We start from the raw sequence: 12,953 nt of genomic DNA, 5'->3' as shown, positions 1-12,953 counted from the left end.
GGACGATATGCTCGGGACCGGCGCCGGCTTCGTTCAGGAGCTTGATGATGCGCTTCAGCGCGGTGCCGACCTGCGCGGCCATGTCGGGCGCATACTCGCCCTTCTCGTCGCTGCCGGTCTGCCCCGCCAGCACGATCCATTTGCCGGGAGCGTCGAACGCGACACCGTGCGAGAAGCCGCGGGGTTTCGACCACTCGGCCGGTTGCAAGACACGCATGAGCTGATCCTCCTGATGATGATTGTCATTCCGGGGCGATGCGTCAGCATCGAACCCGGAATCTCGAGATTCCGGGTTCGCTTCGCGCCCCGGAATGACCGTCGATGCTTAGCATCGATCGCACGTCCGGCGCATCACCGCGTCGGCAGAATTGCGCGTTGCAAATTCGTAGCAGCTCGCTGATACCGGGCGTCCCTTCTCACCTTGTTCCCCGTCATGGATCGCACGCCCTCAAAGACCCGCGCAGCGCTATGGATGTCCGGTTGGCTCGCGCTGATGCTGATCGTGGCGGTGGCCGGCCGCGAGGCGACGCGCGAGGTCAACGTCTTCCAGCTGATGGCCGTGCGCGGCGTGCTCGGCTTCGTGATGCTGTATCCGCTGATCCACATCAATGGCGGGCTTGCGATCGTGAAGACCGCGCGCGTCCACGTCCACATCGCGCGCAACCTGATCCATTTCTGCGCGCAGCTCGGCTGGTTCTATGCGCTGACCTTGATCCCGATCGGCCAGGTGGTCGCGATCGAATTCACGATGCCGATCTGGACCGCGATCCTTGCGGCGAGCTTCCTCGGCGAACGGATGACATCCTGGAAGATCGTCGCGATCGTGCTGGGCGTGATCGGCGTGGTCGTGATCGTCCGGCCGGCGACCGGTGCGATCAATCCCGGCCAGCTGATCGCGCTCGCCGCAGCCGTCGGCTTCGGCATCTCGGTCGCCGTCGTCAAGTCGCTGACGCGGACCGAGCAGACGCTGACGATCATGTTCTGGATGCTGGTGGTGCAGTCGCTCGCCAGCATCGGGCCCGCGCTCTATGTCTGGACCTGGCCGCCGCTTTCCACCTGGGGCTGGCTCGCCGTGATCGCATTCTGCGGCACGTTCTCGCATTACTGCATGGCGCGCGCTTTGCTCCACGCCGATGCGACCGTCGCGATCCCGATGGACTTCGTCCGGGTCCCGCTCACCGCAATCGCCGGGTGGCTGATTTATGCCGAGCAACTCGACGCTTATACGGTCCTTGGCGCTGCCATGATCCTGGCCGGCAATCTGCTGAACCTGAAGCCGGGCGCAACAAGGCCCGCGCGCGCAAGATAACCGCTGCCTGCAACGCCGCCGCTCCGCCACCGCAACAAGCCCGGGGATCATCCCGGGCTCTTTGGCTTGCGACGCGCGTTACTTGCCGGCGGCCTTGCGCAGCGCCGCGTTGATGCGGTCCTGCCAGCCGGGACCGCCCTCCTGGAAGTACTGCAGCACGTCCTGATCGATCCGCAGCGTGACCTGCTCCCGGACGCCAGGGACGGCCACGGTCTTTGGCACCGCGTCAGCGACCTTGGTGGTGGCGCGTTTGAACGCCGCCTCGGCTTCGCTACGGGCATCGTTCAGGGTTCGCGGGCGCCTCGGCTGATCGGCCATGTCTTGGATCCTGTGTCTCAGATTCCTTCAAACAACACTGTGGAGAGATAGCGCTCCGAGAATGACGGCACAATCGCCAGGATGGTCTTGCCCGCAGCTTCCGGCCGCTTGCCGATCTGCATGGCGGCCGCGATCGCCGCGCCCGACGAAATACCGCCGGGAATTCCTTCGTTGCGCGCCAACGCGCGCGCGGTCTCGATCGCAGTCGCGCTGTTGACTTTGACGATCTCGTCGATCACGGAGCGGTCGAGGATGTCGGGAATGAAGCCAGCCCCGATGCCCTGGATCTTGTGCGGCGTGTGCTGACCGCCCGACAGCACCGGGCTCTCCTCCGGCTCTACCGCAACGATCCGCAACGACGGCTTGCGCGGCTTCAGCACCTGCCCGACGCCGGTGATGGTGCCGCCGGTGCCGACGCCGGCGACGAAGTAATCGATGTTGCCGCCGGTGTCGTTCCAGATTTCCTCCGCGGTGGTGCGGCGATGGATTTCCGGATTGGCGAGGTTCTTGAACTGCTGCGGCATGACCGCGTTGGGTGTCGTGCGCACGAGTTCTTCGGCGGTCGCGATCGAGCCCTTCATGCCCTGCGCCGCCGGGGTCAGCACGATCTCCGCGCCGAGGAAGGCCAGCATCCGTCGCCGCTCGATCGACATCGACTCCGGCATCACGAGCTTCAACCGATAGCCGCGCGATGCCGCGACATAGGCGAGCGCAATGCCAGTGTTGCCCGAGGTCGGCTCGATCAGCACGGTGTCGGCGTTGATGATGCCGGCCTTCTCCATCGCCACGATCATCGCCGCCCCGATGCGGTCTTTCACGCTCGCCGCCGGGTTGAAGTATTCCAGCTTGGCGAGGATCGTCGCGTTGACGCCGTTCGCCTGCGGCAATCTCTGCAGCCGCACGATCGGCGTCGAGCCGATCGCATCGACGATGGAGTCGAAGACGCGGCCGCGTCCGGGTTGCACTGCACTCGTTGTCGACGGCGCGTCCATCAGGCGGCTCCTGTTGCGGGATGTGCTGGAAATATGCGGTCGTCCCTCATTTGGAGCAGCGCGTCATGACGCGCAAGTGAGAAACCGCTGCGACGCACATTCGTTGCATCTTCGCTGCATCGCAAAAATCAGAACCCGCACAAATAACGTAAAAGCTACGCATTTGTGTTGCGACAAGGTCAAACAAATGGGCTTATATACTTTCGTCAGGTGCAGCTCAGAACGCAAAGGGAGGCGCACATGCCAGCACTTGCTGAAGTTCGGTCGACCGTAGCGTCCAGACCCGATCCGCGCGGCAGCGATCTGCCGACTTGTCCGGTGTGTGCTGACTCAATGGTCGCGGCAGAAGCGTCCGCGTACCTGTTCGACAATCTGATCAGCTATCTCTGGACATGCGACAATTGCGGTTACGGATTCGTGACCAAGCACACGGTGAAACCGATCCCGATCGTGTGCAACTGATCACTCAAGCTCATGTTGGAGCGATGTCACCGCGCGCCCACCCGGCGCGCGTTTTCGTTCTGAAATCCTCGAACGTGCCGTTGGCCACCGCTGCGCGGATGCCCTGCATAAGCTCCTGGTAGTAGGCGACGTTGATTTCGGACAGCAGCATTGCCCCAAGCGTTTCGCCTGCTCGCACCAGATGGTGCAGATAGGCGCGCGAATAGTCGCGTGCCGCCGGCCACGGGCTCTCTTCATCGAGCGGACGCGGATCGTCGATGTGACGAGCGTTGCGCAAATTGATCTGCCCGAACCGAGTGAACGCCATGCCGTGGCGCCCGTTCCGTGTCGGCATCACACAATCGAACATGTCGACGCCGCGTGCCACCGCCTCCAGAATGTCCTCCGGCGTGCCGACGCCCATCAGATAGCGCGGCCGATCGGCCGGCAGCGCGGGCGCGGTCTCCTCGATCATCGACAGCATCACCGCCTGCGGCTCGCCGACGGCCAGCCCGCCGATCGCGTAGCCGTGAAAGCCGATGTCCGTCAGGGAGCGTGCGCTGGCGTGACGGAGATCGGGGATGTCGCCGCCCTGCACGATGCCGAACAGCATGTAGCCGTCGGGCGCGCTCTCGAAGGCGCGCTTGGAGCGTTCGGCCCAGCGCAGCGAGAGCTGCATCGCACGCTCGACGTCGGCGCGCTCAGCCGGCAGCCGCACGCACTCGTCCATCTGCATCGCGATGTCGGAGCCGAGCAGCCGCTGCACCTCGATCGAGCGCTCCGGCGACAGCTCGACCTTGGCGCCGTCGATATGCGAGCGGAAGGTCACGGCCTTCTCGGTCACCTTGCGCAGCTCCGAGAGTGACATCACCTGGAAGCCGCCGGAATCCGTCAGCATCGGGCCGCCCCAGCCGGTGAAGCGCTGCAGGCCGCCAAGCCCTGCGATCCGCTCGGCGCCCGGCCGCAGCATCAGGTGATAGGTATTGCCGAGCACGATATCGGCGCCGGCATCGCGTACCTCGCGCCAATGCATGCCCTTCATCGCCCCAGCGGTGCCGACCGGCATGAATGCGGGCGTCCGGACGAGACCATGCGGCGTGGTCAGGCGTCCGGTGCGGGCGGCGCCGTCAGTTGCCAGCAGCTCGAAATGATTGGGAAGATTCATGCGGCTGCTTATTGCGTGTCACTGAAGCCCGATCAACCCGTCCGATAACGGCTTCCGCGCGACTTCGTGAACGCCAACCGACCGACGGACGCTTGCCCTGCAACGGAACCTCCGTTAAACAAAACGAAACCGTATCGTTTTATGTCAACAATAAGGCGACGGACCTCCCCGCCGCGACTGCAATCCGCGCGAAACCAGACCGAAATGTTCTCCCTCTTCAGCGCCCGGCCTGACGGCGTCCGCCATCGGACGACAGTCGCCCATGCGATGCGGCAAGCGGCCCTGCTGTGCGGGCTCGGCTTCACCCTTACGGCCTGCAGCTCGCTGCCGCGGACGCCCTACACGGCTGCCGACGCCGTCAATTCGCGGGTGCTCGATCTCGACGGCCTGCGCCGCTATGCCGACGAGCCGGCATCCAAATTCAAGCTCGAGAAAGACAACCTCGCCCCGATCAAGACCTATCTCGCCCTCTCCGGCGGCGGTGCCGACGGCGCCTATGGCGTGGGTGTGCTCAACGGCTGGACCGCGGCCGGCAACCGGCCGAGCTTCTCGGTCGTCTCCGGTGTCAGCACCGGCGGATTGATCGCGCCGTTTGCGTTCCTCGGCTCGCGCTACGACGACACGCTGAAGGAGGTCTACACGTCGGGCATCGCCGAAAGCCTGCTGCAGGACCCGAGCCTGATGCGGGTGCTGTTCGGATCCGGCCTGTTCGGCAACAAGCGGCTGCGCGAGCTGGTGGCGCGCTACGTCGGCGAGGACATCCTGAGCGAGGTGGCGCGCGAGAACGCCAAGGGCCGGAAGCTCCTGATCGTCACCACCGATCTCGACACCCAGCGCACGGTGATCTGGGACATGGGACGGATCGCCGCCGTCGGCACGCCCGAGGCGCTGCAGCTGTTTCGCGACGTGATGGCCGCCTCCGCCAGCATCCCGCTGGTGTTTCCGCCGATCATGATCGACGCCGAAGGCCAGGGCCGGCGCTTCCAGGAGATGCATGTCGACGGCGGCGTGACCGCGCCCGTGCTGACGCTGCCGGACGCATTGATGTTCCGCGAGCGTGCCTGGCCCGCCAATGGCCGCATGAACATCTACATCCTCGTCAACAAGAAGCTCGAGGGCAATTTCGAGCTGGTGTCGAACTCGACGATCGACGTCGCCTCGCGCAGCATTTCCGCGATCACGCAGGCGCAGACCCGCTCCGTCATTCTCTCGACCTATGATTTCGCCCGGCGCAACCGCCTCGGCTTCCATCTGTCCTATATCGAGCGCGACTACCCGGCCGCGGAAACCCAGGGCTTCGACACCGCCTATATGCGCGCGCTCTACCAGTACGGCTACGACAAGGCCGCCGCGGGGCAGGCCTGGACCGCGACGCCGCCCTGAGCGGCCTGCCCCCGGTACCGCCGAATGGACGAATCCGCATCGCGCGGGTTATAGACCGGACGAACCCGTCCGACGCACAACGAGATGAATGGGCAAATGGGATTGACGGCTACCAAGGCCAAGGCGGCCAACAAGGCGGCCAAGCGCGGCGTGATCAAGTCACGCGGCGGCCGGCCGACCCGGGACGCTGCGATCGAGCGCGACCAGCGGCTGATCGAGGTCGCCACCCGCCTGTTCCTCGAGCGCGGCTTCGATGCGACGTCGATCGACGCGGTGGCCGAGGCCGCCCGCGTCAGCAAACCCACCGTGTACGGCCAGTACGGCGACAAGCGCGGCCTGTTCACGGCGGTGCTCCGGCGCGAAATTGCCCGCTGGCTCGCTCCGCTCGCCGCCGCCGCCGCCGAAGCGCAGGGCGACGGCAATTGCGATGGCTCGGCCGAGGAACGGCTGATCGAGCTCGGGCGTCAGTTATTGGTGCTGAATTGCAGCGCGGACTCCATCGCTTTCAGCCGGATCCTGACCGCGCAGGCGATCAACTTCCCCGAGGTCGCCAAGCTGGCCGTCGACGAGGGCTGGTCGAAGGCGGTGTCCACGACCGCTGATTTCTTCGACCATCTGGCCGACAAGGGCGTGCTCGATCTCGAGGACACCACGATCGCGGCCGAGACCTTCCTCAACATGGTGGTCGGTCACACCCACCGGATGGCGACATTCGGCATTCCGATCGACATGAAGGCGGCCGAGACGCGGATGGAGGTCTCGATCCGGCTGTTCCTGGCCGGTGCCGTCGGGCCGCGGGACCGGCTGCGCGACACGGCCAAGCAAGCCACCAAGGCGCGCCGCCGGCCGGCGCGCTGACACTTTCGCAGGATCGTTTCATCGCCTTACACGTTGCCGTGATGAGCCTTGAACAAACAGAACGACACCGTATTGTTTAGTTGCAAAGAGACGCGGAACCAAGTTCAGCCCCCCAACGGTTTTGTGTCGCCTTGTAAACTTCGACCGTCACGACGGAGCAGCCGCCATCGCTTCGTCTGAACGTTCGGCGGCCGACTTCTGACTAACGGAGGTCGGCCGCATCTTCTCGGCCCGCCCGGCCTTTCAGCAGCGTGGGGCGCGTGCACAAGTTCGATACAGGTTCGACGATGAGGACAGGACGATTGCGCGCATCGAGGCACTGGTCATTGGGAGTGTGGCTGCTTGCGACCGTGGTGCTGGCCCTGCCCTTGAGCCTTCCCCTGGCGTCGCCGGCCCATGCGGTCACGGGCTCGGCGGCCGCAGCGCTCACCCCGCAGGACAGTGACAACGCGCTCGACGTGCATGCGGTTCGCCGCGAACTCGACAGCTTCCAGGCCGCCCAGATCTCGCTGCGCAAGGCGATGGCGATTGCGGAGGCGCTGCACTCCGGCGCGATCACCGCCGACGTCAGCTTCGACGGTGCGACGGAGCCCGCGATCTACCGGGTCAAGACCATGCAGCGGGACCGGATCTGGCAGCATTCGATTGACGCCTCGACCGGCGAAGTGATCGGTGGCGAGGCGCCTTCGTCACTGGCATCCCTTGGTGCCGAAGACCGTGACAACCTCGCCGTGCTCAGGGCGCTCCGCCATCGCCTCGCCGATGCGGTGCGGGTTGCCGAACGCACCACCTCGGGCAAGGCGATCAGCGGCGGCCTGATGCGCGAGCGCGGCAAGCTCAATTTCGTCATCGTGGTGCTCGCCGGCAGCGATCTGAAAGAGGTCATCCTCGAACCGCCGGGCGCACGCAGGCGCTGAGACCGGCGACCGGCCAGGTTTTCTTGGCCGGGTTTTCTTGGCCAGGTTTTCTCCGGCCAGATTTTCGCCCAAAAGCCGTTGACGGACGCCGATCTGTCCCGCATAAGTCCGCACCATGATCACCGCGACCAAACGCACCACCAAAACCACCAAGCCCTCCGGGGCCTCGGGAGGCGTGCGCGCGTAGTCGGTCGTACAGCATCACTCTACCCGAAGCCCCGCCTGATGAAGGTCCGGGGCTTTTTTTATTGCCTGCAGCACAACCGCATGATCCGGAAAAGTGACAACCGGTTTTCCGATCAGATCATGCTCAACCGAGACTCGAATGGAGGACACAGTGAGTAACGATCCCGTCGTCGCGATTGTCGGCGTCACCGGCGCAGTCGGCGCCGAATTCATCGCCACCATGGACAAGCGCGGCTTCCGCGTCGGCAAGCTGAAGGCGCTGGCGAGCGCCCGCTCGGCCGGCAAGACCGTCACCTTCCGCGGCCAGCCGGTCGTGATCGAGGAGCTGACCGAGCGCGCCTTCGAGGGCGTCGACATCGCGCTGTTCTCGGCCGGCAGCGGCATCTCCAAGAAGTTCGCGCCGGTGGCGGTGAAGTCCGGCGCCGTCGTGGTCGACAATTCCTCGGCGTTCCGGATGGATCCGAACGTGCCGCTGGTGATCCCCGAGATCAACGCCAACCGCATCCGCGATCACAAGGGCATCATCGCCAACCCGAACTGCGCCGCCATCACCGCGCTGGTGCCGCTGTGGCCGATCCACCAGAAGAACCGCATCAAGCGCGTGATCATCTCGACCTACCAGGCCGCGAGCGGCGCGGGAGCCGCCGCGATGGAGGAGCTCGTCGAATCGACCCGCGCCAATCTCAACGGACAGGTCTACACCCCGAAGGTGATGCCGCACCCCTACGCCTTCAACCTGTTCAACCACAACACGGCGGTCGATCCGGAGACCGGCTACAACGACGAGGAGACCAAGGTCATCAAGGAGACCCGCAAGATCTTCGAGGACGAGAAGATCGCGATCGGCGTCACCTGCGTGCGGGTGCCAGTGCTGCGCGCGCATTGCGAGGCGATCACCTTCGAATGCGAGAGGCCGATCACCGAGGACCAGGTGCGCGCGATCATGGCGCAGGCGCCGGGCGTCAAGATCGTCGACGATCGCGCCAAGAACTACTTCCCGATGCCGATCGACGCCTCCGGCCAGGACGACGTGCTGGTCGGCCGCATCCGCAAGGATCTCAGCGATCCCTCGGGCCACTCGATTTCGATGTTCGTCGCGGCCGATCAGCTGCTCAAGGGCGCCGCGCTGAACGCGGTGCAGATCGCCGAGCTGCTGCCCGAACGCGCGATGGCGTGAATGCAAAACCCGTCATCCTGAGGAGCGCGAAGCGCGTCTCGAAGGATGCACGGCCCCAGTCGGGCCGTCGCCCTTCGAGACGGCCGCTGCGCGGCCTCCTCAGGGTGACGGTGAAATGTCTGCGCTTGCAGGCCTAACTCTTTGCGCGAAACAACAAGCACGCATCACCATACGAATAGAACCGGTAGCCGCCCCTGATCGCGTGCGCGTAAGCGCCTTGCATCGTCTCGAGGCCGGAGAAGGCCGAGACCAGCATGAACAGCGTCGAGCGCGGCAGATGGAAATTGGTCAACAGGATATCGGCCGCACGGAAGCGGTAGCCGGGCGTGATGAAGATCGAGGTTTCCGCGGCGAACGGCTGGACTTCACCGTCAGGTGTCGTTGCGCTTTCCAGCAGACGCAGTGACGTGGTGCCGATCGCGACGATCCGGCCGCCCTTTGCGCGGGCGGCATTCAAGGCCGCCGCGGTCTCGGCGGTGATGCAGCCCCATTCGGCATGCATCTTGTGCTCCGAGGTCTCCTCGGTCTTCACCGGCAGGAACGTCCCTGCCCCGACATGCAGTGTCAGGCGATGCAGCGCGACACCGCGGCTCTTCAACGTGGCCTCCAGCGCCGGCGTGAAATGCAGTCCCGCCGTGGGCGCCGCGACCGCACCTTCATTGGCGGCGAACATGGTCTGGTAGTCGCTGACGTCCTGGTCATCGGGCGTGCGCTTGGAGGCGATGTAGGGCGGCAGCGGCGTGGCGCCGACATCGGCGATGGCCTGGTCGAGCACCGGGCCATGGAACGAGAATGACAGCGTCACCTCGCCTTCCAGCCCCTTGGCTTCGACCTCTGCATCGAGATTGCCAAGCAGGCAGACCTTGCCTTCATTGCCGAAGCGGATGGTGTCGCCGGGGCTAAGCTTCTTCGCCGGCTTCACCAGCGCCTGCCAGCGCGAGCCATCGAGCCGCTTGATCAGGGTCGCCTCGATCTTCGGCTCGGTCTCGCGCCCGATCCGGCGGCCCCTAAGCTGCGCTGCGATCACCTTGGTGTCGTTGACGACGATCTGATCGCCCGGCTCCAGCCAATGCGGCAGGTCCGCAATGGTGGCGTCGCGCAGCACGCCGTCCGGATGCACCACCAGCATCCGCGCGGAATCGCGCGGGCTCGCGGGCCGAAGCGCGATGCTCTCGGGCGACAGTTCGAAGTCGAAAAGCTCGGTGCGCATGGATGCCTAGCCACGTCGTTCCGGGGCGATGCGTAAGCATCGAACCCGGAACCTCGAGATTCCGGGTTCACGCTTCGCGTGCCCCGGAATGACAGCAAGTAGCCTTACGCCGCGTCGGCGGCCATGCGCGCCTTGACGATCTTGTCCGGGTTCTGCACCGGCTCGCCGCGCTTGATCTTGTCGACGTTCTCCATGCCCTCGGTGACCTTGCCCCAGACCGTGTACTGGCCGTTGAGGAAGGAGGCATCGTCGAAGCAGATGAAGAACTGGCTGTCGCCGGAATCCGGATTGGCGGCGCGGGCCATCGAGGCGGTGCCGCGGACATGCGGCTCCTTGTTGAACTCGGCCTTCAGCTTCTTGCCGGAGCCGCCCATGCCGGTGCCCTGCGGACAGCCGGTCTGCGCCATGAAACCATCGATCACGCGGTGGAACACGATGCCGTCGTAGAAGCCCTCGCGCACCAGCTCCTTGATCCGTGCGACGTGGCCGGGCGCGAGATCCGGGCGCATCTCGATCGTGACCGGGCCCTGGGTGGTTTCGAGGATCAGAGTATTTTCGGTAGCAGCCATGCTCGCTTCTCCTGGCTTCGGGGTGGATACTTCTTATTCCTGAACGGGATCGCGAATGGGCGGCCAGCCACTGCACCGCCCAGGCTCTCGGTAAACGGCATCGGCGTGCAGCGTTGCAACGCCTCCATCACCGCGACCCGGTATGCAATCCGGTCGTTGTCGGTCGCTTCCTGCGATTCATAGCTGATCCTGGGATGCCCGAGGATCGCGCCCTCACGGTTGAAGCTGACAATGACGGTAATGTCGATCGGGCCTGCCTTGTCCGGCGGCGGCGGCCGCCAGCAGCGGTGGATGGCAAGAACAACGTCCCTGATCGTATTGAGTTGCTCCGGCTCGGCTGCCGCCGGTCCGGACAGCGCGAGCCACAGCGCCAGCGGCGCGGCGAACCAGGCAAGTGGTTTGCTGCGCGCCGCCATCGCGGATCACTTGATGTCGGATGCGACCTGCACCTTCACCATCTTGTCGGGATCGGTGACGGCGCCGCCGGGCGAGCCCGCAGACGCCTTCTTCAGCTTGTCGACCACGTCCATGCCCGACACCACTTCGCCGATCACGGTGTATTGCCCGTTCAGGCTCGAGCCGTCGGCGAACATGATGAAGAACTGCGAATTGGCGCTGTCGACGCTGTCGCCGCGCCGGGCCATGCCGACGATGCCGCGCTTGAACGGGACCTGCGAGAACTCCTGCTTCAGGTTCGGATATTTCGAGCCGCCGGTGCCGTTGAAATTCTGGCCGTCGCCGGTCTGCGCCATGAAACCGTCCATCACGCGATGGAACGGCACGTTGTTGTAGAAGCCCTCGCGCGCCAGCTGCTCGATACGCTCGGCGTGCTTCGGCGCGATGTCGGTACGCAGCTTGATGACGATGCGGCCCTTGGTGGTGTCGATCACGATCGCATTGGCCTTGTCGAGATTGGCGGGCAGCGGCTGCGCGACCGCTGGAACGACGCAGAGCAGCGCGGCAACGAATGCAAGAATGCGGATCATGGAAACTCCGGATCTCTGTAACGTTCGGGGTGTGGCATGCCGCCGGGATCAGCCGGCGAACTTGGCCTTCAGGCTAGCGGCGACTGATGACGGTACGAATGCAGAGTAGTCGCCGCCCATCTGGGCGATTTGGCGCACCAGTGTGGCGGTGATCGGGCGGACCGCGACCGACGCCGGAACGAACACGGTATGCACCTCGGGCGCCATGGCCTCGTTCATGCCGGCCAGTTGCATCTCGTAGTCGAGATCGGTGCCGTCGCGCAGGCCGCGAATCATCAGCGTCGCCTTGGCCGCGCGCGCGGCCGCGACCGTGAGGTTGTCGTAGGTCGCGCTTTCGAAGGCGCAGCCCGCCTTCTGGGCGATCGGACCGAATACCTCATGGACCATGGCCAGCCGTTCCTCGGTGGAGAACAGCGGCTTCTTGCCGGGATGAACGCCGATGGCGACGATCAGGCGGTCACAGAGGAAGACGGCCTGTCTCACCACGTCCAGATGGCCGTTGGTGACGGGATCGAAGGAGCCAGGATAGATCGCGATACGGGACATGGTCCCTCCTAACCCGCCCGGCTCGCCCCGGCAAGCCGCCCGGGTTCCGTCCATGGCGCGAAATAAATTTCCACTGGCCCACTGAACGAGTTCTGGGATGCCAGCGTCTACGAGGGTGAATGTTTCGTCGGCCGCTGGCGGACGAAACAAAACCGGCCCGCGATGAAACCATTTTCCATCCTGGCGAAGACGCCAGGAAACGCACGGCCGGTAGACATTGGACAACGAAACGACGGGCCCGGGGGGCTCGTTCATATGGGGACCGTCATGATCAAGGCACTTTCCGCTATCACCGTTGCCGCGTTCATTGCCGCCGCGCTCACCGTTCTGCCGGGCTTTGCGCCGCAGGTCGAAGCCTCCACCCCGCAGCCGCTGGCCAAGGCGGACCGTCTCGACATCCACCCGGTCGGCAAGGACTGCTCGCAGCAGGCCTGGCCGAATTTCGAAGCGTCCTGCCTGCGCAGCGCCGGCAACAAGACGGTGGTCCGTGAGGCCCGCCTCGTCACCGCCGACCGCACCCCGTAGAAGAAATTTCCAGACAAGATGCCTACCGGTTCGCGCACCAACAGCGCGCCCAAGCAATTGTTCAGCCCCGCGTAAGGTCGGGCTGTCACGCAAATCCCATGGTAATTTGCGACGACCCGTCGCAGACTATCGTCTAACGCGCCCGACCGGATGATCCGGCGGGCGCAAGCCATCGGGGGATTGCCGTGACCAGTACGCCCGCCATCGCTTCTTCTGGCCATCCTCCAAGCAGTCCGATTCCGGTTGCCGTCACATTGGGTGCCCTGGGTGTCGTTTATGGCGACATCGGCACCAGCCCCCTCTACGCCCTCAAGGAAGCCGCCAAGGCCGCCGCCCATGGCGGTCCACTCACCCACAGCGCAGTGCTCGGC

At 65.0% G+C, this 12,953-nt stretch carries 17 protein-coding genes; 8 read left to right on the top strand and 9 right to left on the bottom strand.

Annotation, left to right across the window (positions count from 1 at the left end):
• On the bottom strand, window positions 1-217 hold a 217-nt coding region (locus QMZ05_RS37765), incomplete at its 3' end, for a RidA family protein (RefSeq protein WP_353705375.1).
• A 216-nt stretch (window positions 218-433) separates the two neighbouring features.
• Between QMZ05_RS37765 and QMZ05_RS37760 the strand changes: the two genes are divergently transcribed.
• Window positions 434-1,309 (top strand): DMT family transporter, encoded by an 876-nt coding sequence (locus tag QMZ05_RS37760; RefSeq protein WP_353705374.1) that lies wholly within the window; start codon window positions 434-436, stop codon window positions 1,307-1,309.
• 78 nt (window positions 1,310-1,387) lie between these two features.
• Here QMZ05_RS37760 and QMZ05_RS37755 read toward each other — a convergent pair whose 3' ends face one another.
• Both QMZ05_RS37755 and cysK read right to left on the bottom strand, forming a co-directional pair.
• Window positions 1,388-1,627, bottom strand: a complete 240-nt coding sequence (locus tag QMZ05_RS37755) for a BrnA antitoxin family protein (protein ID WP_029082626.1) — start codon at window positions 1,625-1,627, stop codon at window positions 1,388-1,390.
• A gap of 17 nt (window positions 1,628-1,644) precedes the next feature.
• Window positions 1,645-2,619: a cysteine synthase A gene (gene cysK / locus QMZ05_RS37750; protein ID WP_353705373.1), complete on the bottom strand. Its 975-nt coding sequence runs from the start codon at window positions 2,617-2,619 to the stop codon at window positions 1,645-1,647.
• A gap of 240 nt (window positions 2,620-2,859) precedes the next feature.
• On the opposite strand from cysK, the gene QMZ05_RS37745 reads away from it, so the two are divergent.
• A complete protein-coding gene (locus QMZ05_RS37745) occupies window positions 2,860-3,081 on the top strand; it encodes a hypothetical protein (protein WP_353705372.1) in 222 nt (73 codons plus the stop codon).
• 10 nt (window positions 3,082-3,091) lie between these two features.
• Here the strand turns inward: QMZ05_RS37745 and tgt are convergent, their stop codons facing one another.
• Window positions 3,092-4,225: a tRNA guanosine(34) transglycosylase Tgt gene (tgt, locus tag QMZ05_RS37740; RefSeq protein ID WP_353705371.1), complete on the bottom strand. Its 1,134-nt coding sequence runs from the start codon at window positions 4,223-4,225 to the stop codon at window positions 3,092-3,094.
• A 267-nt stretch (window positions 4,226-4,492) separates the two neighbouring features.
• Here tgt and QMZ05_RS37735 point away from each other — a divergent pair, with 267 nt between their 5' ends.
• The 4 genes from QMZ05_RS37735 to QMZ05_RS37720 all read left to right on the top strand — a co-directional run bounded on the left by QMZ05_RS37735 (window position 4,493) and on the right by QMZ05_RS37720 (window position 8,746).
• Complete coding sequence (locus tag QMZ05_RS37735; RefSeq protein ID WP_353705377.1) at window positions 4,493-5,608, top strand: patatin-like phospholipase family protein; 1,116 nt, start codon at window positions 4,493-4,495, stop codon at window positions 5,606-5,608.
• Window positions 5,609-5,704: 96 nt separating this feature from the next.
• Window positions 5,705-6,466, top strand: a complete 762-nt coding sequence (locus QMZ05_RS37730) for a TetR/AcrR family transcriptional regulator (protein WP_353705370.1) — start codon at window positions 5,705-5,707, stop codon at window positions 6,464-6,466.
• A gap of 350 nt (window positions 6,467-6,816) precedes the next feature.
• Window positions 6,817-7,383: a PepSY domain-containing protein gene (locus QMZ05_RS37725; RefSeq protein WP_353705369.1), complete on the top strand. Its 567-nt coding sequence runs from the start codon at window positions 6,817-6,819 to the stop codon at window positions 7,381-7,383.
• A gap of 325 nt (window positions 7,384-7,708) precedes the next feature.
• The gene (locus QMZ05_RS37720) at window positions 7,709-8,746 is read left to right on the top strand and encodes an aspartate-semialdehyde dehydrogenase (RefSeq protein WP_353705368.1); all 1,038 of its coding nucleotides are present in this window, start codon (window positions 7,709-7,711) and stop codon (window positions 8,744-8,746) included.
• 133 nt (window positions 8,747-8,879) lie between these two features.
• On the opposite strand, the gene queA is transcribed toward QMZ05_RS37720, so the two are convergent.
• The 5 genes from queA to coaD all read right to left on the bottom strand — a co-directional run bounded on the left by queA (window position 8,880) and on the right by coaD (window position 12,057).
• Entirely contained in the window at window positions 8,880-9,956 is a 1,077-nt protein-coding gene (queA, locus tag QMZ05_RS37715; protein ID WP_353705367.1) for a tRNA preQ1(34) S-adenosylmethionine ribosyltransferase-isomerase QueA, read from the bottom strand.
• Between the two features lie 104 nt (window positions 9,957-10,060).
• Window positions 10,061-10,525 carry a peptidylprolyl isomerase gene (locus QMZ05_RS37710; RefSeq protein WP_021081268.1) on the bottom strand — a complete coding sequence of 155 codons (465 nt, stop codon included), beginning with the start codon at window positions 10,523-10,525 and terminating at the stop codon, window positions 10,061-10,063.
• The gene (locus QMZ05_RS37705; protein ID WP_353705366.1) at window positions 10,501-10,941 is read right to left on the bottom strand and encodes a hypothetical protein; all 441 of its coding nucleotides are present in this window, start codon (window positions 10,939-10,941) and stop codon (window positions 10,501-10,503) included. The genes QMZ05_RS37710 and QMZ05_RS37705 overlap by 25 nt, the downstream gene beginning before the upstream one ends.
• Before the next feature lie 6 nt (window positions 10,942-10,947).
• Entirely contained in the window at window positions 10,948-11,511 is a 564-nt protein-coding gene (locus QMZ05_RS37700) for a peptidylprolyl isomerase (RefSeq protein WP_353705365.1), read from the bottom strand.
• A gap of 48 nt (window positions 11,512-11,559) precedes the next feature.
• Window positions 11,560-12,057: a pantetheine-phosphate adenylyltransferase gene (gene coaD, locus QMZ05_RS37695; RefSeq protein WP_050424504.1), complete on the bottom strand. Its 498-nt coding sequence runs from the start codon at window positions 12,055-12,057 to the stop codon at window positions 11,560-11,562.
• A gap of 267 nt (window positions 12,058-12,324) precedes the next feature.
• Between coaD and QMZ05_RS37690 the strand changes: the two genes are divergently transcribed.
• On the top strand, window positions 12,325-12,582 hold the full coding sequence (locus QMZ05_RS37690) for a hypothetical protein (protein ID WP_074127804.1): 258 nt from the start codon (window positions 12,325-12,327) through the stop codon (window positions 12,580-12,582).
• 203 nt (window positions 12,583-12,785) lie between these two features.
• Window positions 12,786-12,953: KUP/HAK/KT family potassium transporter (locus QMZ05_RS37685; protein WP_353705376.1), on the top strand; the 168-nt coding region annotated here is incomplete at its 3' end.

The sequence above is a fragment of the Bradyrhizobium sp. INPA03-11B genome (assembly GCF_040446015.1).
GTDB lineage: Bacteria > Pseudomonadota > Alphaproteobacteria > Rhizobiales > Xanthobacteraceae > Bradyrhizobium > Bradyrhizobium macuxiense_A.
This window is presented reverse-complemented; position numbering and strand designations above follow the sequence as displayed.